The 25,446-nt window shown below is 57.0% G+C and carries 22 protein-coding genes and 1 tRNA gene; 14 read left to right on the top strand and 9 right to left on the bottom strand.

Translation table 11 applies throughout. The features are described 5' to 3' along the window. Window positions 1-187 precede the first annotated feature (187 nt). A complete protein-coding gene (locus tag EDC26_RS17110; RefSeq protein ID WP_243700967.1) occupies window positions 188-805 on the top strand; it encodes a DUF4136 domain-containing protein in 618 nt (205 codons plus the stop codon). Window positions 806-882: 77 nt separating this feature from the next. On the opposite strand, the gene EDC26_RS17105 is transcribed toward EDC26_RS17110, so the two are convergent. Beyond that, window positions 883-1,251 carry an H-NS histone family protein gene (locus tag EDC26_RS17105; RefSeq protein ID WP_132584877.1) on the bottom strand — a complete coding sequence of 123 codons (369 nt, stop codon included), beginning with the start codon at window positions 1,249-1,251 and terminating at the stop codon, window positions 883-885. A gap of 127 nt (window positions 1,252-1,378) precedes the next feature. On the opposite strand from EDC26_RS17105, the gene EDC26_RS17100 reads away from it, so the two are divergent. The 3 genes from EDC26_RS17100 to EDC26_RS17090 all read left to right on the top strand — a co-directional run bounded on the left by EDC26_RS17100 (window position 1,379) and on the right by EDC26_RS17090 (window position 5,193). Beyond that, the gene (locus tag EDC26_RS17100; RefSeq protein WP_132584875.1) at window positions 1,379-2,197 is read left to right on the top strand and encodes a carbon-nitrogen hydrolase family protein; all 819 of its coding nucleotides are present in this window, start codon (window positions 1,379-1,381) and stop codon (window positions 2,195-2,197) included. 47 nt (window positions 2,198-2,244) lie between these two features. Further along, window positions 2,245-3,702, top strand: a complete 1,458-nt coding sequence (tldD, locus tag EDC26_RS17095) for a metalloprotease TldD (RefSeq protein ID WP_132584873.1) — start codon at window positions 2,245-2,247, stop codon at window positions 3,700-3,702. Window positions 3,703-3,846: 144 nt separating this feature from the next. After that, window positions 3,847-5,193: an ABC transporter substrate-binding protein gene (locus EDC26_RS17090; RefSeq protein ID WP_132584871.1), complete on the top strand. Its 1,347-nt coding sequence runs from the start codon at window positions 3,847-3,849 to the stop codon at window positions 5,191-5,193. Between the two features lie 88 nt (window positions 5,194-5,281). On the opposite strand, the gene EDC26_RS17085 is transcribed toward EDC26_RS17090, so the two are convergent. From EDC26_RS17085 to EDC26_RS17070, 4 genes are read right to left on the bottom strand one after another with little or no spacing between them, the layout of a single operon-like run. Further along, the gene (locus tag EDC26_RS17085) at window positions 5,282-6,475 is read right to left on the bottom strand and encodes a branched-chain amino acid ABC transporter permease (protein WP_207915190.1); all 1,194 of its coding nucleotides are present in this window, start codon (window positions 6,473-6,475) and stop codon (window positions 5,282-5,284) included. Between the two features lie 15 nt (window positions 6,476-6,490). Beyond that, window positions 6,491-7,525 (bottom strand): branched-chain amino acid ABC transporter permease, encoded by a 1,035-nt coding sequence (locus EDC26_RS17080; protein WP_207915188.1) that lies wholly within the window; start codon window positions 7,523-7,525, stop codon window positions 6,491-6,493. 7 nt (window positions 7,526-7,532) lie between these two features. Continuing rightward, window positions 7,533-8,240: an ABC transporter ATP-binding protein gene (locus tag EDC26_RS17075; protein ID WP_132584869.1), complete on the bottom strand. Its 708-nt coding sequence runs from the start codon at window positions 8,238-8,240 to the stop codon at window positions 7,533-7,535. Further along, window positions 8,221-9,060 (bottom strand): ABC transporter ATP-binding protein, encoded by an 840-nt coding sequence (locus EDC26_RS17070; protein ID WP_243700966.1) that lies wholly within the window; start codon window positions 9,058-9,060, stop codon window positions 8,221-8,223. Before EDC26_RS17070 ends, EDC26_RS17075 begins: the two co-directional genes overlap by 20 nt. Window positions 9,061-9,444: 384 nt before the next feature. On the opposite strand from EDC26_RS17070, the gene aroG reads away from it, so the two are divergent. From aroG to mnmA, 6 genes are all read left to right on the top strand, one after another. Next, on the top strand, window positions 9,445-10,530 hold the full coding sequence (gene aroG, locus EDC26_RS17065; RefSeq protein WP_132584867.1) for a 3-deoxy-7-phosphoheptulonate synthase AroG: 1,086 nt from the start codon (window positions 9,445-9,447) through the stop codon (window positions 10,528-10,530). Between the two features lie 39 nt (window positions 10,531-10,569). Beyond that, the gene (locus EDC26_RS17060) at window positions 10,570-11,982 is read left to right on the top strand and encodes an FAD-binding oxidoreductase (protein ID WP_132584865.1); all 1,413 of its coding nucleotides are present in this window, start codon (window positions 10,570-10,572) and stop codon (window positions 11,980-11,982) included. 131 nt (window positions 11,983-12,113) lie between these two features. Continuing rightward, window positions 12,114-13,550 (top strand): FAD-linked oxidase C-terminal domain-containing protein, encoded by a 1,437-nt coding sequence (locus EDC26_RS17055; RefSeq protein ID WP_425012833.1) that lies wholly within the window; start codon window positions 12,114-12,116, stop codon window positions 13,548-13,550. A gap of 9 nt (window positions 13,551-13,559) precedes the next feature. Next, window positions 13,560-14,654, top strand: coding sequence for a glycolate oxidase subunit GlcE (glcE, locus tag EDC26_RS17050; RefSeq protein ID WP_132584861.1), 1,095 nt, complete (start codon window positions 13,560-13,562; stop codon window positions 14,652-14,654). 10 nt (window positions 14,655-14,664) lie between these two features. After that, window positions 14,665-15,900, top strand: coding sequence for a glycolate oxidase subunit GlcF (glcF, locus tag EDC26_RS17045; protein ID WP_132584859.1), 1,236 nt, complete (start codon window positions 14,665-14,667; stop codon window positions 15,898-15,900). A gap of 181 nt (window positions 15,901-16,081) precedes the next feature. Next, a complete protein-coding gene (gene mnmA / locus EDC26_RS17040; protein ID WP_132584857.1) occupies window positions 16,082-17,203 on the top strand; it encodes a tRNA 2-thiouridine(34) synthase MnmA in 1,122 nt (373 codons plus the stop codon). A gap of 34 nt (window positions 17,204-17,237) precedes the next feature. Here the strand turns inward: mnmA and EDC26_RS17035 are convergent, their stop codons facing one another. Then, entirely contained in the window at window positions 17,238-17,852 is a 615-nt protein-coding gene (locus EDC26_RS17035) for a glutathione S-transferase N-terminal domain-containing protein (protein ID WP_132584855.1), read from the bottom strand. A gap of 206 nt (window positions 17,853-18,058) precedes the next feature. Between EDC26_RS17035 and purB the strand changes: the two genes are divergently transcribed. Next, window positions 18,059-19,435, top strand: coding sequence for an adenylosuccinate lyase (gene purB, locus EDC26_RS17030; protein WP_132584853.1), 1,377 nt, complete (start codon window positions 18,059-18,061; stop codon window positions 19,433-19,435). 39 nt (window positions 19,436-19,474) lie between these two features. On the opposite strand, the gene EDC26_RS17025 is transcribed toward purB, so the two are convergent. Further along, a complete protein-coding gene (locus EDC26_RS17025; protein ID WP_132584851.1) occupies window positions 19,475-20,119 on the bottom strand; it encodes a malonic semialdehyde reductase in 645 nt (214 codons plus the stop codon). A 273-nt stretch (window positions 20,120-20,392) separates the two neighbouring features. On the opposite strand from EDC26_RS17025, the gene EDC26_RS17020 reads away from it, so the two are divergent. After that, window positions 20,393-20,468: transfer RNA gene (locus EDC26_RS17020), tRNA-Lys, on the top strand. 274 nt (window positions 20,469-20,742) lie between these two features. Here EDC26_RS17020 and EDC26_RS17015 read toward each other — a convergent pair. Together EDC26_RS17015 and EDC26_RS17010 are read right to left on the bottom strand one after the other, a co-directional pair. Continuing rightward, window positions 20,743-22,143, bottom strand: coding sequence for an alkaline phosphatase family protein (locus EDC26_RS17015; protein WP_132584849.1), 1,401 nt, complete (start codon window positions 22,141-22,143; stop codon window positions 20,743-20,745). Window positions 22,144-22,154: 11 nt separating this feature from the next. Beyond that, a complete protein-coding gene (locus EDC26_RS17010; RefSeq protein WP_132584847.1) occupies window positions 22,155-22,865 on the bottom strand; it encodes a hypothetical protein in 711 nt (236 codons plus the stop codon). A gap of 327 nt (window positions 22,866-23,192) precedes the next feature. Between EDC26_RS17010 and EDC26_RS17005 the strand changes: the two genes are divergently transcribed. Further along, on the top strand, window positions 23,193-24,296 hold the full coding sequence (locus EDC26_RS17005; RefSeq protein WP_132584845.1) for a mandelate racemase/muconate lactonizing enzyme family protein: 1,104 nt from the start codon (window positions 23,193-23,195) through the stop codon (window positions 24,294-24,296). Window positions 24,297-24,416: 120 nt separating this feature from the next. Then, window positions 24,417-25,289, top strand: a complete 873-nt coding sequence (locus EDC26_RS17000) for a DMT family transporter (protein ID WP_132584843.1) — start codon at window positions 24,417-24,419, stop codon at window positions 25,287-25,289. The last annotated feature ends 157 nt before the right edge of the window (window positions 25,290-25,446 follow it).

The following is a 25,446-nucleotide window of genomic DNA, read 5'->3' as shown; positions in this document are numbered from 1 at the left end:
AATCAGCTGTAGTGGTTTGTATTGTAGTGTTTGTGCGATGGGGTTGTTTTGCTCGCGTCTGTAAACTTTATGGCGTATCGGCGGTCTTATAGGAGTTGGTTTAAAGCTATAGTATTGGTTGGAAGCTCAAGATTTGGGGCGGGATTGGATATGGCCGCGCGGGGGTAGGATTATGTGGCACGCTAAAATGATTGAAATGGCACAAAGCGGTTTTTGGCGGCGTTGCGTGTTAATGGCCAGCGTGTCGTTGCTGGCCGGATGCGCAGCCACTCTTTCGACGCGTGTAACCTCATATCAGCAGTGGCCGGCGGGGGTTCAGGGCCAGACGTATGAATTTGTGCCCAGCACGGCCCGTGCAAACAACCTTGAGTACGATAGCTTTGCCGATATGTTGCGCGCGGCAATCGGTCCTACAGGGCTGGTTGAAGCCACTTCCGGCAAGCGTGCGCGGTTCGACGTGTCGTTTACCTACGAGAACCCGTTGGTGCAAAGCTGGACGCAGCAATATGTCGACCCGCCTTTTTATAATGGTTTTGGGCCTTACAACCGGGGCTGGGCAGGTGGAATGTATTTTGGACCGTCGGTTGCTTACGTGCCGGTTCAGTATTATAAAAACACCTTATCGGTTTCCATTAAGGATCGCGACCGCCACGGGGCCGAAGTATACCGTTCCAGCGCGGTCAATATGAGTGGCAGCGATAATCTGCCTGCCATAATGCCTTATCTGGCCAGAGCTGTTTTTGAGGGCTTCCCCGGTAATAATGGGCAGGTTCGGGTAATAAGGTATGAAATAAATCCGCGCTAGGCATGCGCGGGAGGGCATTGTAGCGGCACTCCTTGTGGGTGCCATTGTCCCACGCCAGGCATGTGCGGGGGTGTTGGTCAGGCAAGCCGAAAGCTTTCGCGGTTTTCGCCTGCTGCTTCGGCTGCGGTTATCCAGCGGGGAGCCTTGCCGCGGCCCGTCCAGCACTCGCCTGTTTTGGGGTGGCGATATTTGACGGGCACGGTACGTTTGGTTGCGGGTTTGGATGCTGTTTTAGCCGCCGTTTTGGGTGTGGAGGCTTTGCCGCCGCGTTTATGATATGCGGCCGCGATTTCTTCGGGCGTAATATCGTAGTCGGCCATGGAGCGGATAATGGATGTAATAATCGGATTGCGCCGTTTTGCCTGAAGATCGTGAGCCTTTTTTTGCAGTTTTACAATTTCTTTTTCGATTTTCAGTTTAAGTGCAGAATAGGTGTCGCGGGTCATTGTGTGTTCCTGTTTGTGTATTCCCGTTAATTTGGCGAAGGAATAATAACATCGATTTTTTAATGGTTAGCGATTGCTCTTTATTATATTCGATTATGTTTAATATTTTGTGATTTATAACATTACTATGACAGCACTAAAACAAATCTTTAAAGTCGCGGCTATTCAAACGGTATCGACCACAGATCTGACGGTGAATCTGGAGCAGGCTGCGGTACTGATAAAAAAAGCGGCCCAGGCAGGTGCGGAATTAATAGCGTTGCCGGAATATTTCTGCATAATGGGCCGGCACGATCGCGACAAGCTTGCCTTGCGTGAATCGTTGGGCCAAGGCCCCATTCAGGAATTCCTGGCCGAACAAGCCCGGCAATATGGCGTTTGGCTGGTGGGAGGAACGATTCCGCTGGAAAGCCCGGATGATAATCGTATCTATAATTCCAGCCTGGTTTTCGATCCATCCGGCACTCGAGTGGCGCGTTACGACAAAATTCATTTATTTGGGTTTAAAAAAGGCACCGAATCCTATGACGAAACCATTTCAATCCGTCCGGGTGAAAATACGCCTCAATTATTCGATGCTCCGTGCGGAAAAACGGGCTTGTCGATTTGCTATGATTTGCGCTTTCCCGAGTTTTACCGGGCGCTGGGCGAGCTTAGCCTGATAATCGTACCGGCGGCATTTACCTATACAACCGGATCCGCCCATTGGGAAATCCTGCTCCGCGCCCGGGCTATTGAAAATCAATGCTATGTACTGGCACCGGCGCAGGGCGGAAAACATGAAAATGGCCGTCGTACCTGGGGGCATTCCATTTTGATCGACCCCTGGGGCGATATTATGGATGTCTGCCCGGAAGGCCCCGGTTTTGTCATCGGCGCGGTCGATCAACAACGATTGCAAGACGTTCGGTTATCGTTGCCCGCCTTGAAACACCGCACGATGTAAACCTGTTACTGTTAATCCTGTCGACTCATTACGCGAAGCGCATAACCATGAAACTGTCTGATCCTGCCATTAATGCCCTGGCCACCGCCAAATCTGTGTTGCTGGACCCGTGGGGCTTGAGCGAATCGGATATGGCGCGGGCCCTGGGCGAAATTTTCACCCATAAGGTCGATTATGCCGATCTGTATTTTCAATATACTCGCAGCGAAGGCTGGAGCCTGGAAGAAGGGATAGTAAAAACCGGCAGTTTTTCAATTGGACAAGGGGTGGGGGTGCGCGCCATTAGCGGCGAAAAAACCGCGTTTGCCTACTCCGATGCCCTGTCGCCCGAGGCCTTGCTGTCGTCGGCTCGCACTGTGCGCACCATTGGCCGCCAAGGGGGAGGGCGTCAAAAGGTTGTCACCGGGCAGGCGCGCAAGGCGCATGATCTGTATCCGGCGATCGATCCGCTCAACACGCTGTCTGCGCCTGACAAGGTGGCATTGCTTGGGCGTGTAGAGACCATGGCGCGTGCGGCCGACCCGCATATCATCCAGGTCATGGCCAGCCTGGGTGCCGAATATGACGTTATCCTGGTAGCCGGCAGCGATGGCCGCCTGGCGGCCGACGTGCGGCCCTTGGTGCGGTTATCGCTGACCGTCATCGCCGAGCGCGATGGCCGCCGTGAAATGGGCCATGGCGGCGGGGGTGGCCGCACTGGCCTGGCTTACTTCACCGACTCCATTTTGAAGTCCTACGTTGATCGGGCGGCCCATGAAGCGTTGACCAATCTGCGGGCCAAGCCGGCGCCGGCAGGCGAAATGACGGTCGTGCTGGGCTCTGGGTGGCCCGGCATTCTATTGCACGAAGCCGTTGGGCACGGGCTGGAAGGCGACTTCAACCGCAAGGGGTCGAGCGTTTTTGCGGGCCGCATGGGTAAGCGCGTGGCCTCCAAAGGGGTAACCGTGGTCGACGATGGCACGCTGGCCGATAGACGCGGCTCCTTGAACATTGACGATGAAGGCAACCCGAGCCAGCATAATGTCCTGATCGAGGACGGCATATTGCGTGGCTATATGCAGGATTCGATGAACGCCCGCCTCATGAAAACGGCTGTCACGGGCAATGGCAGGCGTGAATCGTTTGCGCATTTGCCCATGCCGCGCATGACCAACACTTACATGATGGCGGGCAAGGAAGACCCGGCCGAAATTATCGCTTCGGTCAAGAAAGGACTTTACGCCGTCAACTTTGGCGGTGGGCAGGTCGACATTACCAGCGGTAAATTTGTTTTTTCCGCGTCCGAAGCCTACATGATTGAAAACGGCAAGGTCACTTATCCGGTCAAGGGGGCCACTTTGATTGGAAACGGGCCCGACGCGATGAACCGGGTCAGCCTCATCGGCAACGACCTGCAACTGGATTCAGGCGTCGGCACTTGCGGCAAAGAGGGGCAAAGCGTGCCGGTCGGAGTGGGGATGCCGACCTTGCGCATGGATGGCCTGACGGTGGGCGGCACGGCCTGAACCGCGCGTAACCACTAGCTTGACAGGCCTTATCAATCTGACTGTAATGTAAAGTTGCAAGTAGACCGCGCCGGATATCCAGACCCAGACCCAGGCCCGGCGTATTGGCTGTGTGATGAAGGTCAACAATCCCAAGGAGAAACCATGACTGATCAGAACTCTAGTTCCACAAGTCGCCGTAAATTCCTTTTGTCTGTCAGTGCCGCCGGAGGCGCCGTCGTGCTAAGCACCACGTTTCCGTCCCGCCGCGCCTATGCGGCCGCGCCGCCCACCATCAATCTGGGCCAGATCACGCCCATGACAGGCTCTGCGGCCGAGTTCGGTCCTTATTACCGCGACGCGGCGCAGATGGCTGTCGATCAAATCAACAAGGCCGCGACCCAGGTGTTCGGCGGGCCCATCATTGCCAAGCTGGTCACGGCAGACACCGCGACCTTGCCTACCGTGGGCGTTCAGGCCGCGCGCAAAATGGTCGATGTCGACAAGGTGCCGGCAATTGTGGGCGGGTGGTCCAGCGGCGTTACGGTGGCAGTCGCCACTTCGGTCTCGATTCCGGCGGGTGTTTTACAAATCGCCAACGGTGCCACCTCTCCCATCATCACCGTGCTTCCGGCCGACGCCACGGCCGATTTGCTCTATCGCACTACAGCCTCTGACGCTTTGCAAGGGATCGTCGCGGCCCAGCTTGTCAACGGCGAGATCATCAAGGATTACAAGTTTAAAAAAGTATCCACGATATACATCAATAACCCGTATGGACAGGGTTTGTCGAATTCGTTTGCAAAAGCGTTCGAGCAGCGCGGCGGCAAAGTGCTTGCCCAGGTGCCGCACCCCGAACAGGTGCAGCCTACCTACAAATCAGAGCTTGCAACCGCCTTTAAAGACAAGCCCGACCTGTTGTTGGCCATTACTTATCCCGCGCACACCGCGGTAGCCCTTAAAGAGTCGCGCGATATCTTCAACTTCACCAGTTGGCAGTTCACTGATGCCAATGCCTCATTGGATGTGGTCAAGGCTGTGGGCGCAAAAGACCTGGAAGGCAAGCTGGGCACCGCGACCGGCGAGGACACGACGACCGCTTCGTACAAAAGCTTTGCCAAGCAATTCATGGCCGACTTCCATCACGACACAATCCCGCCCTTCACCGCGTCTGCCTATGACGCCGCCATGGTCATCGGCCTGGCGCTTGCCAAGGTTATCGCCAACGGCGCGACGGATGCAGCAAAAATTACCGGAACGGCCTTGCGCGATCAACTACGGGTGGTTTCCAATCCTCCGGGCGAAGCCATTGAGGGTGGCGATCAAGGGCGCATCACCGAGATGATGAAAATGATCAAAGCCGGCAAGAAAATCAACTATACCGGCGCCGCCGGCCCGTGCGATTTCGATAAGACGGGCGACGTCATCACGCCGATCAACATATGGAAATTCGCCGGCGGCAAGGTCGAGACGGTTCGAACTATGCCGGCTGCAGGTATTCCGAAGGCGTAGCCCCGGATTGGCGCCTTTTGGTAGTGGCACCCCTTGTGGGTGCCATTTTTAATCATGTAGCGCCACCCCTTGTGGGTGGCATTCAATCCTAGTTTTTCTTCAAAAACCCGGAAACCATTTTCTTTTCTTTAAGAATGCCCTGGGGCCGATAGACGACGATCGCCACCAGCAAAAGCCCTACGAACGTCCAGCGCAGAAAGGCGGTGCGCGAGGCTATCTCGGGTGCGATGGTGCTCAGTGTGCTTTGCAGCGCATCGGTCACAAACGCTGTGCCGCTCCACACGCCCCAGATGGCGAAAGCTCCGAGGATGGCGCCCTTGTTGTTGCCGCTGCCTCCCAGCATGAGCATCATCCATACGATAAAGGTAGCGAACAGCGGCTCGAAGTGGCTGTAGTCGATGGTGACCATGTACGAGGCATAGAATGCGCCTCCGATGCCTATTACGACGGCGCCCAGTACGAATGACTGCACCCGCAAGGCCGCCACGTGCTTACCGTTCATGGCCGCCGACGATTCTTCGTCGCGCACGGCGCGCAGAGCGCGTCCCCATGGCGAGCGCACGGCTGTTTCCAGCACAATATAAACGGCGGCCAGCATGAGGACGGTGATGACCAGATAAAGATAGACATAGTCGCGCGGTTGCATGGGGGCGAGCGCCGCGACGACCGATTGCGGAAGCCAGCCGCATATGGGGTGGTCGAACAGGCACGCAAGCGGCCGCGGAATGCCGCTCAAAGGCTGCGGGCCATTAACGAGCCAGCGCTCGTTCTGAAAAACGAGCCGGATGATTTCAGCAATGCCCAGCGTTGCGATGGCAAGAAAATCGGTGCGCAAGCGCAGTACGGGCAGGGCGACCAGGTAGCCCACCACGCCCGAGACGACGCCGGCCGCAATGACTCCCAATAGAAAGGGCGCGTCCAATCCGAAGGCTTGATGCGCATACTGGGCCATCAGCCCGCTGGGCGGGGCGGTGATGAAGAGCGCGGACGTAAATGCGCCCACCGCGAAAAAACCCGCCACGCCGAAATCCAGGTGGCCGTTATAGCCCCACTGCGAGTTCAGACCCAGGCTGAGGATCGCGTAGATGGAAGCCATGATCGAGAACGACACCAGATAGTCGAGCCAGTTGGGCATAAATGCGCTGAGGGCGAACGCGGCGGCCGTGCCCAGCACGATGCCCGCCGGAATTCGCCAGAGCCAGCGCCAGGGGAGCACCATGAACGCGAGCAGCACGAGCGGTATGATGAGAAATATAGCCTTCAGTACAGCGAGCTGACTCATAGAACTTTCCTGCTCTTATTTATCGGCAAACAAGCCTTGGGGGCGCACTATCAGTGCAAGAACCATCAGGGCGAATGCGACGGCGGGCCCATAGGCGGGGCTCATGAACGAGGATGTCACCTGCATGGCTATGCCTATCACAATGGCTCCGGCAAGCGCCCCGAAGGCGCTGCCGATGCTGCCCAGGATCACGGCCGCGAACATGGGCAGCAGCAAGGTGAATCCCATATCCGGGCGCAGTTGCGAAGCCAGTCCGTACATGACGCCGCCGGCCGCCGCCAGACCGCCGCCGATCATCCATGTCCAGGCATTGATGCGTTCGGTGTTGATGCCTCGCACTTGCGCCAGGTCCGGGTTATCGGCCGTGGCGCGCATGGCCTTGCCTACTTTGGTTTTGGCGAGCAACAGGTAGAGCAGAACGACCAGCACCACCACCAGACCGAACACGAACAACTGGTCCGCCTGTACACGCACGCCCAGCGGAAGATGCAGGGCCGGATTGGCGCGGCCTACGTAGAAAAAGTGGAAATCGGATCCCCACAGCAGGTAGATGACGCTGCGCAAGAAGAATGCCATGCCAAGCGAGGCCATGGCAAACAGCACGAGCGCGGACTTTGCCACCCTCAACCGGCGATATAAAAGGCGGTCGATGACCACTGCAACCAGTCCGGTAACCGGCATGGCGATGACCATGCCCAACAGTAATTCCCAGCCAAAGGAAAAATGCCAGATCGGTGCGCTTTTCGGCAGCATCTGGATGATGGCGAAGGTGATGTAGGCCCCCAGCGTGACCAGCTCGCCATGCGCGAAATTGGGAAATTTGAGCACACCGTAGCACAGTGTCAGACCCACGCCGCCCAGTGCGATGATCCCACCCAGCATGATGCCCCAGATGGTCAGGGACAGCAGTTGCTGCAGTCCCGCGCCCAGCCCCAGTCCCATCAGCCACATGACGATCAGGATAAGCAACAGGCCTGCGCCCATGCCGGCGCGGCCCCCAAGCTTTTCTCTGAGGCGTGTGCGCTGTTGCGCCGCAAGGGTCTTATCCATAAGCCGTTTATCCTCCAAGGTATAGGCGTCCGACATTCGGATCCTCCAACAGTGCCCGGCCCGTGCCTTCGTGACGGTTCTCGCCGCTGGCCAGAACGTATCCGCGGTGCGCCATCTGCAGCGACTGGCGGGCATTTTGTTCCACCATCATGATGCCTACGCCGGTTTCATTGATATGGGCGATACGCTCGAAAATTTCCGAAACCAGCTTGGGCGAGAGCGCCGCCGTGGGCTCGTCGAGCAGCAGCAGCTTCGGGTTAAGCATCAGGGCGCTACCCATCGCCACCATCTGGCGCTCGCCGCCCGACATTTTGCCGGCGAGTTGCCGGCGCCGGGGCTTGAGCTGCGGAAACATGTCGTACACGCGTTGCTTGCATGCCTCCAGGTCGCCGTTTTTCAAAGCGTAAGCGCCCATTTCCAGGTTTTCCTCCACTGTAAGGGAGGTGAACACGTTGGCCACTTGAGGCACATAGCACATGCCAAGCTTGACGATCTGGTGGGCCGCCAGCTGCGAAATATCGTGATCGGCGAAGGTGATGCTGCCTTCGCGCGGATGGAGCAGGCCGAAGACGGTCTTCATCAGTGTTGATTTTCCAGCGCCGTTGGGGCCGACGATGGAGACGATTTCGTGCTGTTCGACTGTAATGGAGACATGCCGCAGAACTTCCGTGTCTCCGTAGCCGCCGGTGATGGCGTCAACTTTCAGCAGCGGCATATTGCCCTCCAAGATAGGCTTCGAGCACGCTCTGATTGCTGCGGACTTCTTCGGGCGGCCCTTCAACGAGCTTGCGCCCCTCGCTCATCACGATAACCGGATCGCACAGGTTCATGACAGTGTTCATGTCGTGTTCGATAAGCAGAAATGTGATGCCCCGTTCGCTGGAAAGGTGGCGGATATTGGTGACGATTCTTTTAAGCAGGCTGCGGTTCACGCCCGCGGCCGGTTCGTCCAGAAGTACCAGTTCGGGGTCGACCATCAGGGTACGCCCGAGCTCCAGCAATTTTTTCTGGCCGCCCGACAGATTGGCCGCGTATTCGTCCTGAACGTGGGTGAGTTCCAGGTATTCGAGCACCTCCAGCGCCTTGTCGCGGTTTTGCTCTTCCTGCCGGCGCACCGCGCCGCGGCGAAACCATGCGTTCCAGATATGCTCGCCGATCTGTTGCGTGGGAACCAGCATCAGATTCTCAAGCACGCTCATGCTGCCATGCTCTCGCGGAATCTGAAAGGTGCGGCAAAGCTTGTGGGCGAAAATCTGGTCCGGACGCAGGCCTGTAATGTCGATGCCCTGGAACAGGATGCGACCCGAATCGGGCGCGATAAAACCGGTAATGTTATTGAATACGGTGGTCTTGCCTGCGCCGTTGGGGCCGATCAGGCCGGTAATAGTGCCTCGGCGTACGGTTAGCGAGCAGTGATCGACGGCGCGCAGACCGCCAAAATTTTTGGCGATATCCTGAACATCGAGAAGCACTTCACCCCGATCGGGTGGACTGCCCGTAGCCTCTTTCGGGTTTGTTTGTTCTGCCGTAGTCAACGAAAACCTCCTTCGCGCACCTTGCTTCTGCCCGGTTGCGATTGTCTGATGAGCCGCACGAGCCGTAAGCGTACTGCAAACGTGTAGGGGAATGCTACAGCTAGTAAACCCTGCCCCGGCCGCCTTGGGCGTTCGCATCGAATTTTTTGCACGATTCTCATTTTCCATTTGGCAGACGGCCAACTCTATGCTAGGATTTACTACTATGCAACGCGCAAGCAACGTTTTTTTCTTTTATTTTTTTACTTTTCCAAAGCCGCTGGCGGAGGAAGGGGGACGTTGCTCGTAGTCGCAAAAAGCCAAATTCCCAAAAAGCCGCCAGCTTTGCTAGGCGGCTTTTTTTGTACCGCTATGCCAAGATGGCCATCACCCTGGAGCTGATCCGTGTTACACAATACTGACGATTTACGTATTCGAGAGATTAAAGAGTTAAGCCCGCCATCGCACGTCATGCGCGAATTGGTGTGCACGACGAACGTGTCGAATACGGTCTACCAGGCTCGCCGCGCCTTGCATACCGTTTTGCATGGTGCCGATGATCGCCTGGTCGTGGTCATCGGGCCATGCTCGATCCATTATCCGGAAGCAGCGCTTGACTATGCCCGGCGCCTGTGTGCCGAGCGCGACAGGTTTGCCGCAGAGCTTCAGATCATCATGCGTGTGTATTTCGAAAAACCGCGCACCACCGTGGGCTGGAAGGGTTTGATCAATGACCCGTTGCTCGATGGCAGCTTCAACATTAATCAGGGTTTGCGCACGGCACGCGAGGTGTTGTTGGGTATCAACGAGCTGGGCCTGCCGGCGGGCTGCGAATTTCTGGACATGATTACCCCCCAATATATTGCCGATCTCGTGTCGTGGGGGGCCATCGGGGCGCGCACCACCGAAAGCCAGGTGCATCGGGAACTGGCCTCGGGCCTGTCGTGCCCGGTGGGTTTCAAGAACGGTACCGATGGCAATGTCCGGATTGCTGTGGATGCCATCAAGGCCGCCTCTCAGCCGCACCATTTCCTGTCGGTGACCAAGGGAGGTCATTCAGCGATCGTGACCACGGTGGGCAACGACGACTGTCATGTCATATTGCGCGGTGGCAAGGTGCCTAACTACGATGCCGACAATGTTGAACAGGTGTGCCAGACCTTAGTTAAATCGGGTTTGCCGGCGCGCCTCATGATCGATGCAAGCCATGCCAACAGTCACAAAGACTACCGCAATCAGCCTGCTGTGCTGGAAAATATTTCGCAACAGATGGAAGCCGGCGATGAACGCATTTTTGGCGTGATGATAGAAAGCCATCTGGTCGATGGCCGCCAGGATCTGGTGGCAGGGCGGCCTCTGGTTTACGGGCAGAGCATTACCGACGGTTGTATTGGTTGGGATACTTCGGTACAGGTGCTTGAACGCCTGGCGCAAGCCGTCAGGAATCGGCGCAAGGCGGTAGCCGGGCGAGCCGCGGCCGGCAGCCACTGAATTGCAGTATCGTAGAGGCTAGCCTTAAGGAGTAGGACGATGAATGCCCCGGTTTTTCCTGAAAGTGCCCGTCGCGTCATTCCGGCGGGGTTTCTGGATGCGTTGAGGGAACAGTTCAAGGACCGGTGTTCCACCGGACATTCGGTGCGTGAACATCACGGTCGTGATGAGTCGCCCTATCCGCCCATGTTGCCCGATGCGGTGGTCTTTGCGACAAGTACCGAGGAAGTGGCGTGGGTGGCCAAGTTGTGTCATCGGCACAGCGTGCCTTTGATCCCCTTCGGGGTCGGGTCCTCGCTCGAGGGACATTTGCTGGCGATACAGGGTGGGATCAGTCTGGATTTATCGGGCATGAACCAACTGGTGTCGATCAATCCCGAAGACCTGACGGCGACGGTGCAGGCGGGCGTCACGCGCAAGCAGCTAAACGAAGAAATACGCGATACGGGCCTCTTCTTTCCTATTGATCCGGGGGCTGACGCCAGCTTGGGCGGCATGGCGGCGACGCGCGCTTCGGGCACCAATGCGGTGCGCTACGGCACGATGCGCGAGAACGTGATGAATCTTAAAGTCGTGACGGCCGACGGACGCATTCTCGAGACGGCGAATCGGGCCAGGAAATCATCGGCGGGCTACGATCTGACGCATATTTTCGTGGGCAGCGAGGGCACGCTGGGTATTATTACCGAGGTCACCGTGCGGCTGTATCCGCAGCCTGAGGCCATTTCGGCGGCCATATGCAATTTCCCCACGCTGGACGCCGCCGTGCAAAGCGTGATTGAAATCATCCAGATGGGCGTGCCTGTGGCGCGGGTCGAGTTCATGGATAGCGGTGCGGTCAAAGCCACCAACGCCTATAGCAAGCTAACCCTGCGCGAGTCGCCGCTGCTGTTGTTCGAGTTTCACGGCAGCCCCGCCGGCGTCAAAGAGCAGGCGCAAACCGTGCAGGACATTACGCACGACAATGGCGGCATGGATTTCGAGTGGGCCGAACATCCCGAAGATCGCAACCGGCTGTGGACGGCGCGGCACAATGCGTATTTTGCCGGGCTGCAGCTGCGAGCCGGCGCGCGGTCGAGCACCACCGATGTGTGCGTACCCATTTCACGCCTGGCCGAATGTGTATCCGAAACGGCCAAGGAGCTGGATCAGGCCAGTTTCCCCTACACGATTGTGGGTCATGTCGGCGACGGCAATTTTCACGTACTGATGTTGCTCGACCCCGACAATCAGGCCGAATGGGAAGAGTCCGAACGCCTGAATCATCGCCTGGTTGCGCGCGCCATCGAGATGGACGGGACCTGCACGGGCGAGCATGGCATTGGACTGCACAAGATGGAATTCATGTTGGCCGAACACGGCCCCGACGCGCTGGAACTCATGCGCAGCCTCAAGCATGCTTTTGATCCGCGCAATATTCTGAACCCTGGAAAAATTATTCCCGCAGCGTGACTGGCTTAGGGAAGTCCCGACGATGCCTTTTTGATCCGATCGCGTTACATTCATAGCTTGAAGGAAGACTTTATATGAACGATAACGCGATGCCATCGACGCAATCGCCTGTGTCCGATTTTGCCGGCTTGATGGCCAGGCTGAAATCCAGTATTCCAGCGCACTGCATTCTGTCAAAAACCGAAGATACCCGACCGTACGAGTGCGATGGCCTGTCTCTGTATCGCACCTTACCGCCTGTCGTTGTACTGCCCGAAAACGAAGAGCAGATCATCGCCGTTTTGCAGGGCTGCAAGGCCTTTAATGTTCCTATCGTTGCGCGCGGCGCGGGCACCGGCCTGTCGGGTGGCGCCATGCCCCATGCACAGGGCATTTTATTGGGTGTGGCCAAGTTGAACCGGATCAAGAGCATTGATTTGCAGTCCGCGACGGCGGTGGTTCAGCCGGGAGTGCGCAATCTGGCCATTTCCGAAGCAGCCGCGGCGTATGGCCTGTATTACGCGCCCGATCCGTCCAGCCAGATTGCCTGCTCCATAGGCGGCAATGTGGCCGAGAATTCGGGGGGAGTGCATTGTCTGAAATATGGCCTGACCATCCATAACGTCATCCGCGCGCGGGTTGTGACGATTGATGGCGCGGTGGTTGAACTGGGGTCGGACGCGCCCGATAGCCCGGGCCTGGACCTTTTGGCGGTTTTTATCGGCTCCGAGGGCATGCTGGGCATCGTCACCGAAGTGACGGTAAGGCTCATTCCGAAGCCCGCGCGTGCCCGGGTCATCATGGCCAGCTTTGCCAGTGTCGAGACAGCCGGCCAGGCCGTCACCGATGTCATCGCCGCCGGAATCATTCCGGCCGGCCTCGAAATGATGGACAAGCGCGCCGTACACATGGTCGAGCCCTTTGTAAAGGCCGGTTACGATCTTGATGCCGCCGCCATATTGCTGTGTGAGTCGGACGGCACGGGCGAAGAAGTGGACGATGAAATCACCCGGATGGAAGCCGTTTTTCGAAAGGCGGGGGCCACGCGCCTGCAGGTGTCGCGCTCCGAGCAGGAGCGGCTGATTTTCTGGGCGGGGCGAAAAAATGCGTTTCCCGCCGCCGGCCGGGTTTCCCCCGACTATTACTGCATGGATGGCACGATTCCGCGGCGCCATTTAAGCCGGGTGCTAAGCGCCATCGAACAGATGGAAGATGAATATGGCTTGCGCTGCGCCAATGTATTTCATGCCGGCGACGGGAATTTGCATCCTCTCATTATGTTTGATTCCAACCTTCCGGCCGAAGTCGAGCGCGCCGAGAAATTCGGCGCCGCCATACTGGAGTTGTGTGTGCAGGTTGGCGGCACGGTGACCGGCGAGCATGGTGTGGGCATTGAAAAGATTAATCAAATGTGCGTGCAATTTACACGCGAAGAGCTCGACGCGTTCGCCGCGGTCAAGACGGCCTTTGATCCCTACGGGCTGCTCAATCCTGAAAAAGTCATCCCCACACTGGCGCGCTGCGCCGAGTATGGAAAGATGCATGTTCATGAAGGCGATATCCGTTTCCCCGAATTACCTCGTTTTTGAGAGTCCCTGATGGAGTTTGTATTATCGGAACTGAGCGCGCAGGTCATGACCGCGCGCGCCGCCCAGCGTCCCTTGTTGATACGCGGGGGCGCGAGCAAACGGTTTTACGGCGAGGCCACTGACCTTGAAGATTTGCGCAGCCATGCGGTGCTGGATATGTCCGGCTATCGCGGCATTGTGAATTATCAGCCTTCCGAGCTTGTCATTACGGCCCGAGCCGGCACCTTGCTGTCCGAGGTCGAGGCGGCGTTGGCTGAAAAAAATCAGATGCTGGCGTTTGAGCCGCCCCGGTTTGCCGCCAGTTCTACCTTGGGAGGTTGCGTTGCGTCGGGTTTGTCGGGTCCGCGGCGCATGGCCGCAGGCAGCCTGCGCGATTTTTTACTGGGGGCCAAGTTGCTCGATTCATCGGGCGTTGTGCTGGAGTTCGGTGGAGAGGTCATGAAGAACGTCGCCGGCTATGACGTCTCCCGTCTGCTGGCCGGGTCGATGGGGATATTCGGGCCGCTGGTCGAGATGTCGCTCAAAGTAGCGCCTAAGCCCTTTGAAGAGGCCACGGTGGTGCTGGAGGCCAGCGAAGCCGATGCGCTGACTTTACTTAATCGGTGGCGCGGCCAGCCTTTGCCGATTTCGGCCACTTGCTGGCAGGAGGTAGGCAATGGCGGTCAGCTATGGGTGCGTGTGTCGGGCAGTCAATCCGCAGTGACGAGCGGTTTGCAGAAAATTGAAGGGTCCACGGTCGATGAGACGCAAGCCCGTGCGTTCTGGAACAGCCTGCGCGATCAGACACATGCGTTCTTTCAGTCGCGCCCCTTGTGGCGGATAGCGGTCCCGCCCAAAACGCCGCCCTTGAATCTTGGATCTACGCTGATCGAGTGGAATGGCGGGCAGCGCTGGCTGGGGGCGACCCTGCCTGCCGCCGAATTGAGGGCGCGGGTCGCACAGTGCGGCGGGCATGCCAGCCTGTTTCGTTACGATTCCAAGCCTTCGGGCATTCCGGTATTTCATCCGCTGGCCGACGGTTTGATGGATATCTCCCGCCGCTTGAAGCAAGCCCTTGACCCGGTTGGCATCTTCAACCCTAAACGTCTGTTTTCCGAATTCTGAGGTAAGCGCTGTGCAAACAAATTTAGCCCAGTGGGCTCGTGATGGCGACCTGGGAAAAGAGGCCGAAGAGATTCTGCGCCGTTGCGTGCATTGCGGGTTTTGCCTGGCCACCTGTCCCACCTATCAGGTACTGGGCGATGAACTCGATAGCCCACGCGGGCGCATCTATTTGATCAAGCAAGTGTTGGAAGGCGTGGAACCCACTACGGCGACCCAACAGCATCTGGATCGGTGCCTCACTTGCCGGAACTGCGAAACGACCTGTCCGTCCGGAGTCGAGTACGGCGCTTTGATCGATATTGGGCGCAAGCTGGTCGACCAGAGGGTCGAGCGCCCGTTTGCGCAGGAAATCAAACGCTCGGTGCTGCGGCACACGCTCAATTCGCCGCTCTTTGCGCCCGCCTATAAATTGGGCCGGATGGTTCGCGGCATTTTGCCCCAGACGCTTAAAAACAAGATTCCGCAAGCGCGTCCGGCTGGCGTCTTGCCCGATGGGACACGGCATGCACGTCAGGTTCTGATGCTGGCGGGCTGCGTCCAGCCGGCCATGATGCCCAGCATCAATGCGGCCACCATACGCGTGCTCGATGCCCTGGGCATAGGCACCCAAATCGCGGCGCAGGCCGGTTGCTGCGGCGCCATCAATTTTCATCTTGATGCGCAAGAGGCGGCATTGACGCAAATGCGCACCAATATCGATGCCTGGTTGCCTTTATTGGATAGTGGCACGGTCGAGGCGGTAGTCATGAATGCCTCGGGCTGCGGGGGGATGGTCAAAGACTATGCTCATCATTTGCGCTTCGATCCGGACTACGCACCGCGCGCTTTGCGTCTGGTGGACAAAGTGCGCGATATCGCCGAGCTCGTGGCGCCGCATGCGGCGCAGTTAAAGCCCATGGTTGCAAAATTGCCCGAACGCGTCACTTTCCATCCGCCATGCACGCTGCAGCATTGGCAGAATTTGCGGGGCCTGACCGAACAATTGTTGACCGACCTCGGTTTCGATTTGCAGCCGTTTGCCGACTCGCATTTATGCTGCGGATCGGCTGGAACTTATTCGGTTACCCAGCCTGAATTATCCTTGGCGTTGCGAGATCGCAAACTGGACGCGCTGCAGGCAGCAAGCCCTGATTGCATTGTTTCGTCCAACATCGGCTGCATTACACATCTGCAAAGCGGTACGCCCACCCCCGTGCGGCATTGGGTCGAGGTGCTGGATGAGGCTATTGGTCGAGCCCGGGCGTAGATGCCGTGTCGATGGTCAGGGTTTGAGCAGGCCAAAATTGTGAACGTAGGGGTTGTGGCACCCACAAGGGGTGCCGCTACAAAAACGTGCCGGTCGCTCATGTAGCGGCACCCCTTGTGGGTGCCATGTGACAAAACAGCCCGCCAGGCGCGTTTTACCTCGATCAGATTAAAATACCTTCATGGCTAAATTATCGGCATCGAAAGGGCGCGTGGTGGTGGGGATGTCGGGGGGCGTGGACTCCTCGGTGACGGCGTGGCTGCTCAAGCAGCAAGGTTATGAAGTGCTTGGGCTCTTCATGAAAAACTGGGAAGACGATGACGATTCCGAGTATTGCTCCAGCCGCCAGGATTGGCTCGATGCGGCCAGTGTGGCCGATCTGATTGGCGTCGACATCGAAGCGGTGAATTTTGCCGCTGAATACAAGGACCGGGTATTTGCCGATTTTTTACGCGAATATGCGGCAGGGCGCACTCCCAACCCGGATGTGCTTTGCAACGCTGAAATCAAGTTCAAGGCCTTCCTTGATCATGCGATGTCTTTAGGCGCCGACCTGATCGCCACCGGCCATTATGCGCGGGTTCGTGCGGTAGAAACGGGCCAGGGCACACGCTACGAACTGCTCAAGGCGCTGGATCTGACCAAAGACCAAAGTTATTTTTTGCATCGGCTGGATCAGGCCCAACTGTCTCGCACGCTATTTCCATTGGGTGAGATTTTAAAGACCGAAGTTCGTCGCATAGCTCATTCTCTAAAGCTGCCCAATGCCGCCAAGAAAGATTCGACCGGAATCTGTTTTATTGGCGAACGGCCGTTTCGCGAGTTTTTGAACCGCTATCTGCCGACTCGGCCCGGCCCGATCAAGACGCCCGATTCGGTGTTGGTGGGCGAGCACCACGGCCTGTCTTTTTATACCCTGGGCCAGCGCAAAGGGCTGGGCATTGGGGGGGTAAAAGGGCGGCAGCGCGACGACGGCACGGCCGACGCCTGGTATACCGCCCGCAAAGATCTCGAAAGCAATACCTTGTATGTCGTCCAGGGCCACGACCACCCTTGGTTATTGGCCCGGCAGTTGCAGGCTCAGGAAGCGAGCTGGGTGTCGGGAGCCGCGCCCCAGCCCGGCGCATACGCGGCCAAGACGCGCTATCGCCAGGCCGACGCGGCCTGCCTGTTGCATGAACCGGGGGCCGACGAATTTCGCCTTGGTTTTGATCAGGCACAATGGGCGGTCACGCCGGGGCAGTCTGCCGTGCTCTATGCCGGCGATGTTTGCTTAGGGGGCGGCTTTATTCGATCTGCGTAGGCCATGGGCCGGCAGGCCGCAATGCCCGACGCGACTATTTTTTGGGTGGCAGGGTGCTGATGAACGAGGGGCGGCTTGCCAGCTTTTCTTCCAGACGCGCCAGGTGCCCGCATTGATTGCGCCAGTTCAACTGATTGAAGCGCAGGTCGAGGTAGCCTAGTGCACAGCCGACGGCAATATCGGCCAGGCCAAAATTGATGCCCATGCAGAAAGCCTGCGTATTGACGCCTTCGTCCATAAAATCGAGCGCTGCGGATATCTTCTTGTGCTGACGCTCGACCCAGTCGTCGCTGCGCAAATTGGCGGGCCGCTTATTGACCTCTATGTTGATGGCCACGGCGGCGTCAAGCACGCCATCGGCAATCGCTTCCCAGCACTTGGTTGCTGTGCGGTCTCTGCCTGGTTGAGGGATGAGGCGGCCGACAGGCGAAAGCGTATCGAGATATTCGACGATGACACGTGAATCGAACAGGCTGCCGCCATCGTCCATGATCAGGCAGGGAACTTTGCCTAAAGGATTGGATTCCTGGATCTTTGTGTCGTGAGCCCACACGTCCTCGAGTACGAATTCGTACTCGAGTTTTTTTTCGGCCAAAACGATGCGCACCTTGCGTACATATGGGCTAGTCAGCGAACCGATCAGTTTCATGGGATGTGTGGGAGGGTTACAGGCAAAAAAGTATAACAGGATAACGACCCCGATTTGTGGCTGGGCGAGGGCAAAATCGCCGTGTATAGGTTAGAAAACGTCAATATGTGGTTTATATGAGTGTTTGCCGCCCAATGCGCGGGGGAAGCCCTCCCATAGCGCAATGTTAAACTTTCCGATTGCCTTTTCTCTCACGCGAGTCTTTGATGCAGATAGACGAACAACTCAGCCATTTGAATGCCCTGTCTCCCTTGGACGGGCGCTACGCCTCTCGCGGGAGGGCGCTGCGCGGGGTGTTGTCGGAAGCCGCGTTCATGGCTCACCGCGTTGAGGTCGAGATTGCGTGGCTGGTCGGGTTGTCAGAGGCGGGCTTGCCCGAGCTGGCGCCTTTTTCACAGGCGTCGCGTGCCGAATTGCGCGAGCTGATCGCTCATTTTTCCGAGCGCGATGCGGCCCTGATCAAGGAAATCGAAAAAACCACTAATCATGATGTCAAGGCTGTAGAGTACTGGCTGAAAGAGCGCGTGGCCGATAACGATGAACTGGCCCGCGCGAGCGAGTTCATCCATTTCGCGTGCACCTCGGAAGACATCAACAATACCTCGCATGCGCTTATGTTGACCCGGGCGCGTTCCGGGTTTATCGTGCCGCGCTTAAACGAAGTGTGTGTGCAATTGCAGGCCCTGGCTCGCCAGTTTGCCGACCAACCCATGCTTTCGCGCACTCACGGACAACCCGCCAGCCCGACGACCGTGGGCAAGGAATTCGCCAATGTCGCGGCCCGGCTCGCACGTGCGATCGCCGCCATAGAGGCTGTCGAGCCGCTGGCCAAGCTTAATGGGGCGACCGGCAATTACAATGCGCACCTGGCCGCTTACCCCGAGGTGGATTGGCCGGCGTTCAGCGCCAAGGTGTTGACCGGCCTGGGCCTGACGCAGAACCCGCATACCATACAGATTGAGCCGCATGACTGGATGGCGGCACTGTTCGATGCCGTGGCGCGCGCCAACACGATTGTGCTGGATATGGATCGCGACCTGTGGGGCTATATATCACTGGGCTATTTCAAGCAACGCTTGAAGGATGGCGAAGTGGGCTCGTCCACCATGCCGCACAAAGTCAACCCCATCGATTTCGAGAACTCCGAGGGCAATCTGGGGCTGGCCAATGCCGTCTTGCGCCATTTGTCGGAAAAACTGCCGATCTCGCGCTGGCAGCGAGACTTGACCGATTCCACCGTATTGCGCAATCTGGGCGTAGCGTTTGGCTATTGCGCGGTGGCCTGGGATGCCTGCCTGCGCGGCATAGGAAAGCTTGAATTGAACGCAGCAGCCATCAATGCCGACATCGATGGCTGCTGGGAAGTATTGGCCGAACCGGTGCAAACCGTCATGCGCCGTTACGGGTTGCCTCAACCCTACGAGCAGCTCAAAGCGCTGACGCGCGGCAAAGGCATCGATCAGGAACGGTTGCGGGAATTTATTTTGGGGTTGGACTTGCCCGCCGAACCCAAGGCCCGCCTGCTGGCCATGACCCCACGCTCGTATGTGGGGCTGGCCGCCGAACTGGCCAGGCAGCTTTAGACATCGCCGCCGCACGGCGGCGATGTCTAAAGCGATGGCTCAGACTACCGAGCAGGCTTCATCAAAAGCTAGCCTGGGCAATCGAGGGTGCAGACGTTCGGGCAGGCCATAGCCCAGATTGCATATGAAGTTCACTTCATAAGGTTTTGTAGGGAAAAAAGCCTGGGCGACTGCGGCGGCGTCAAACCCTCCCATAGGCCCGCAGTCCAGTCCCAGCGACCGCGCAGCCATAATGAAATAGCCGCCTTGCAGGCTGCCGTTGCGCAGGGCCGCTTCGCGTGCCGCCGCCGGTGTCGAGTTGAACCACGAACGCGCGTCCGGCTGATGGGGGTACAGCTTGGGCATTTGCTCGTAGAATTCCAGATCGTAGGCAATGATGGCTGTAACCGGAGCCAGCCGCGTCTGCTCGCGGTTGCCCTCGTTCATCAATGGCACCAGCCGCGCTTTGGCCTGCGGGCTGTACACAAAGACGATACGCGCCGGCAGGCAGTTGGCCGACGTAGGCCCCATGATCATCAGCGCATACAGTTCGTGCAACAACGGCTCGGGAATAGAGCGCGTTTCCCACGCCCGATGCGTGCGTGCATCCCGGAAAAGACGATTCAAACTGCGTTCCTCCAGACGCGCATCGCCGCCATCTGGGTCAGGCGGGTTGCTTGCACGGTGCAGGTTGGTATCAGACATGTTTGTTGCCCTATAGATTAGCCGGTCGACGGATCCCGATATACGGTATTTTTTACCATGAGTATCGTACGATAACCGACTCGGCCTCTGGCTTGTGCCGTGACAGGCCGCTGGGCGGGGTGGGTAAAAACCATGAATCCCGCCATGATTCGTATCGCTGCAGGAAAAATTGGGTGCTTTATCGGCCTGAAAAAAGCGATCTTCGAATCTGTAATATAATTTCGGCCTTGGTTAGGTTTCTGTCTCTTGAAAGACAGTCGTTTAGCCAGGCGTGGGTTGTTAGCTCAGTTGGTAGAGCAGCGGACTCTTAATCCGTAGGTCGAGCGTTCGAGCCGCTCACAGCCCACCAGAATTTTTCGGTAGTATCAAGCAACTAGCGCCACCTTTCCAGGTGGCGTTTCTGCATCTGGAGCAAAGTTGGAATTTGTAGCGGCAGCCCTTGTGGCTGCCATCTTGCCGGATACAGAACCCGGGCCAAGCCTCGCATCGCGCGCATAAACTGGCTAGAAAACTGCAATCGAAACCTATTTGCCGGCCGATCCCAGGTTAAGGATCAATTGTTTTACGCTGGGCAGGATCAAGTTCACCATGTGGGCACCACACGGAGCAGAACGCGGCTCACCCTAAAGACGGCTTAAAAATGCTTCCACCTGCGCAATAGCCCTGGCGCCAATCTGCGCCACGGTTTCGGCCGCCTGTGCGACATCGCGCTCAATGGTCCTAAACCCGGAATCAAGCCGCTCCGCTGCAGCGCCCAGCGCTTTTAAATGATCATTGGGCTGCGCGTTGCCCAAATTTTGCATTTCGGCGCGGCTGGGTTGCAGATTGCTCGGCACAATGGCTCTTGGCCCGTCATTGAACGGCGTGGCCAAACCCAAGTAAGGCAGCAAGCTCGGCGCCGCCGCATCGCGGTCGGTCAGCGGTTTTGAAATGCCAAATAATTCGCGCACTGTCTTGATAAGACTCGTATGGTCAAATGGGTACGGCCCGTGATCCAAGGGGCTCAACACTGACCCGGCCCGAACCCAGGGCGTCACAATGACTGCCGGGATGCGCACGCCATAGGCGTCAAAGGCAAAACCATCTGGCGCCATTTTTCCGTCACCGGGCGGCACCGCCCGTGGCGGTGGCACATGATCGTAGCACCCGCCATGTTCGTCGTAAGTAATGATCAGCAGTGTTTTTTCCCAGCAACTGGAGGCGCGGATGGCATTGTACGCATCGGCAATCAGTTTTTCGCCATACCGAATATCATGTGGCGGGTGCTGGTCATTGGGCGGTGTACTCGTAAAGATATTGGCGAAATAATTCGGTTCGATAAAGCTGTAGGCAGGCAGTACCCCGGCCTCGGCGTCCACGAGAAATTGCGCGAACCCATGATAATGGCTAGCCGCCACATCCAGAATATCGGCCAAAAGCAGAGACTGTGGAAAGTCATGAAAATACACCTTCCATGGCTGCCCTGCATCCTCCAATACACGAAAAATACTACGCTGACGAAATGGCTCTTGGCCTGCCCCGAAAAAATCCTTGTTATTGACAATGCCGTAGCATGTTCCAGTATGGGCAAAAAACCGGTTTGGCCAGGTTTGGCAAGGGGCGGAGGCGAACCATTGATCCGACACGGCAAAAGCCTTTGCCAATTGATGCAGTACCGGCACCTGTTCTTCAGTATAGGTGTGCATCACGGCCTGCGGATCGTGAAAGCCATCTGACGGCGATTGAATGGCATAGTTATTGGCAAAGCCACCCATGGTCGGCGGATAAGCACCACGCCAGTCATGGGGGTAAAACAGTTGCTCGGTGATATCGATATAGCTTTCACCCGGATCGGGCGTAGGGATCGTAAAGGAACCGCCGCCAGGCAGATCATTGCGAACCCGATAGGTCAGGTTGCCAATACGATTGCTCTCTGAACCTTTCAGCCCGTTAAATTTAGGCGTGGAGGCGCTGAACGTTCCCAGCAGACTATCGAACGAACGGTTCTCCAACATCAGCACAACAACATGTTGAATATCAGCCATGAGCTGTATCCCTAATACTGGGTTTCGTTGGATTTAAAGCCAACATAGCCTGCATTGCTTATTCCCATTAACAGCAGCAAATTTTCATTTAAATTCGGCATGGCACCTGTTAGACAGACTTGGTAGATAAAAATACTGCCTACTACAATCGTCCACACCACAGCCTGCAGCCTGTGTAACGCGGTACCATCAATATCGGTTGTCAGGTCTTTGAACCAGCCATTGGTCTCGAACGGCTGAGTCCTGTTTTTATAGGTCTGTAGCAGCAACACCAGGTCGTTCAGTTTTGCCTTGCCGGGCACGCTTAAGGCATCGCCTTGCGCCGTTAAGGCTGCAATGTCAGCCTCCAGCGACAGGACATCCTGATAACTACTCAATCCCAATGCCTTAAGCCCGTCGTTCATCGCGTCTTCCGGCGTGTCCCGCATGCTATCGACAACGGCCCCGCCGCCCGCTGTCAACGCTGAAAGCCCCATAAGCATTAACGCCTGAGACGTAATCACATCGGTTGAGCCCGTTTTTATGAACAGATACAGAAAGCTGAGCAATACAATCAGGAACCAGAACGCCATCTGGCTTCTTGCCAAGCTAAAGGTTTGACGGTGCGCAGGGATTTGCGGAATCAGTTGGTCTTTCAACAGCGCAGATGCCTTGGCCAGCCATATGATCCAGGCAAGCACCACCACAGCTACGATCATCAGCAGAAAAGTAGAGATGTTCATCGTTCTACATATCCAAGATGAGACCCATCGACATACAGTAATCCTCTCCGGGAATTTAGGGAAGTAAATTAGTCCCGAGATGCGTGTACCTATCTACTTTTGTGCCGCCCAACACCAGCAGCTGCAGATGCTTATCCCTCATCCGGGACAACATTGCGGCAAGGTTTTCCTTTATCTTCCCTTCGCTGGCATAAGCATGACGACAACGGTCGTTAGTCCCGGGTTGAAAAGGGATGGGATGTGTCAATGCCTTTGGGGCGACCGCACAGGAGTGGGTGATGCAAGCTGGAGTAAGCTACCGGTTCTCGAAATTCAAGGGGAAACACAATGGCTGCGATCGTCTCTGTCGAGGTGCTTTTAGTCAATTTGAAACCCAATGTGGTGCGCACCGATGCTGTCCAAAGCTTCGAATGCCAGGAGACTCCCATTGTCCGCATCCGCGACGCGGATGGTGCGGTGGGCACCGGCTATAGCTACACCATAGGTACAGGCGGGTCTTCGGTTATCAAGCTGCTCGATGATCATCTGGCGCCCATGCTGATCGGCCGGGACGCCCAGGACATCGAAAAATTATGGCGCGACATGTTCTATCGCGTGCATGCCACGGCGGTGGGTGCGATAACCTCGATCGCCCTGGCCGCCGTCGACACGGCGTTATGGGATCTGCGCGCGCGAAAGGCGGGGTTGCCCTTGCACAAACTGGCCGGCGGCGCCAAGGACAGCATTCAGGTTTACTACACCGAAGGCGGTTGGCTGCATCTGGACGAGGCGCAATTGGTTGATGAGGCTTTGCGCGCCAAAGAGGCTGGGTTTGGCGGCACTAAAATCAAGGTTGGACGCCCTCATGTCGCCGAAGACGTCCATCGGCTCGCTGCCGTACGCACTGCCGTCGGCGATGCATGGGACATCATGACGGACGCTAATCAGGGCTTTACCCTGGACGAAGCGATACGCCGGGCTCATTGCTACGAGCCGCTGAATATTGCCTGGTTCGAGGAACCCATACACGCCGATGATGTCGGGGCTCACCGCCGCCTGTGCGCATCGACGTCGGTGCCAATTGCCGTGGGCGAATCGCTCTATAGCATTTCGCAATTCAAGGATTATCTGCAAAGCGATGCCTGTTCCATCGTCCAGGTCGATGTGGGGCGTATTGGCGGCATTACTCCCTGGCTCAAGGTTGCGCATATGGCAGAGGCGTATAACGTGCCGATCTGCCCGCATTTCCTTATGGAAATTCACGTCGCGCTGTGCTGTGCCATACCGAATAGCCGTTGGCTGGAATATATACCGCAGCTCGATGTGATCACGCAGGCTTCGATAAGCATTGAGCATGGCAGAGCCGTTGCGTCATTGGCCCCTGGCCTGGGCGTTGAGTGGGACTGGGACAAGCTGAAAAACCATCTCGTGCATAGCAGGCTGCACGACTGATCCGCAAGTGCAGGCCCCAAAGCGAAATCAAACGCAAGAAGCAGGGTGCGTACGGCCCGCATAATCTGTACATTTTATTATCTGACACCCGTTGTGGTTAATTGAGGCACAATTTTGCGAATGAACTTTGTCGAACTCCTGGTTCTGGCCGCGATTTGGGGTGCATCCTTTTTATTCATGCGTATTGGCGCGCCTGAGTTGGGGCCGATTCCCCTGATTGCCTTGCGTGTCGGGATCGCCACGCTGGTCCTGGCGCCTGTATTGCGCTCGGTGGTGGCGCGGGGCCAGTTTCGAGCCAAGGCGAAGGCCTTGTTTATTCTTGGCGTCACCAATTCCGCGATCCCGTTTTGTTTATTGGCCTATTCAACCCTGTATGTCGGTGCGGGCCTGGATTCCATCCTGAATGCAACGACGCCTCTCTGGGTAGCGCTGATTGCCCTGACCGGGTTTCAGGTGGTCGTAGGCCGCCAGCAGATTCTCGGTTTGCTGGTGGGATTTGGAGGTGTTGTCGTCCTGGTGTGGGAAACGCTCGGTGCGGGCATTGCAGGGGTACCCCTGGCAATTGCCGCCGCCTTGCTTGCGGCTGTGTTTTATGGCTTCGGAATTAACTACTCGAAACGATATCTGGTCGGAGTCCAGCCCATGGTCGTGGCTTTTGGCAGTCAGTTTTTTGCGGCACTCGTCCTGATGCCGCTGGCGTTGTTTTTTTGGCCCGCGCATAGCGTTACGTCATTGACTTGGGCATGTGTTGCTGCGTTGGGGGTTGTTTGCACCGGCTTCGCCTATATTCTGTTCTTCAGGCTGGTCGAGCATGTCGGTGCGGCTTTCGCGGCGTCGGTGACCTTTCTTATTCCCGTTTTCGGAATGTTGTGGGGGGCTGTATTTCTGGATGAGAAAATTACGCCCGTAATGATCGTGGGATGCGGAATAATCATTTTCGGGACAGTCTTGGCAGGAAGGCAGCGTGGGCGAGCGCCGGTTCGTCGGGAATGAGGCTGCAGACATCAACGCTGCAACAGTCATTGACCATCGTTTTTTTCTGTCCGCCATTTTTATTAAAAAAATAATAAATTTCGGTACTCCAAGTATCGATTTTGATGTTAGGATGATGCAAATTGCACGCTCAGACGTGTCGTCGGGTTCAGCGGAC

Origin of the sequence: Paralcaligenes ureilyticus, from assembly GCF_004346225.1 — a bacterium.
GTDB lineage: Bacteria > Pseudomonadota > Gammaproteobacteria > Burkholderiales > Burkholderiaceae_B > Paralcaligenes > Paralcaligenes ureilyticus.
The sequence above is the reverse complement of the archived record's forward strand: the minus strand, read 5'-3'. Positions and strand labels throughout refer to the sequence as shown.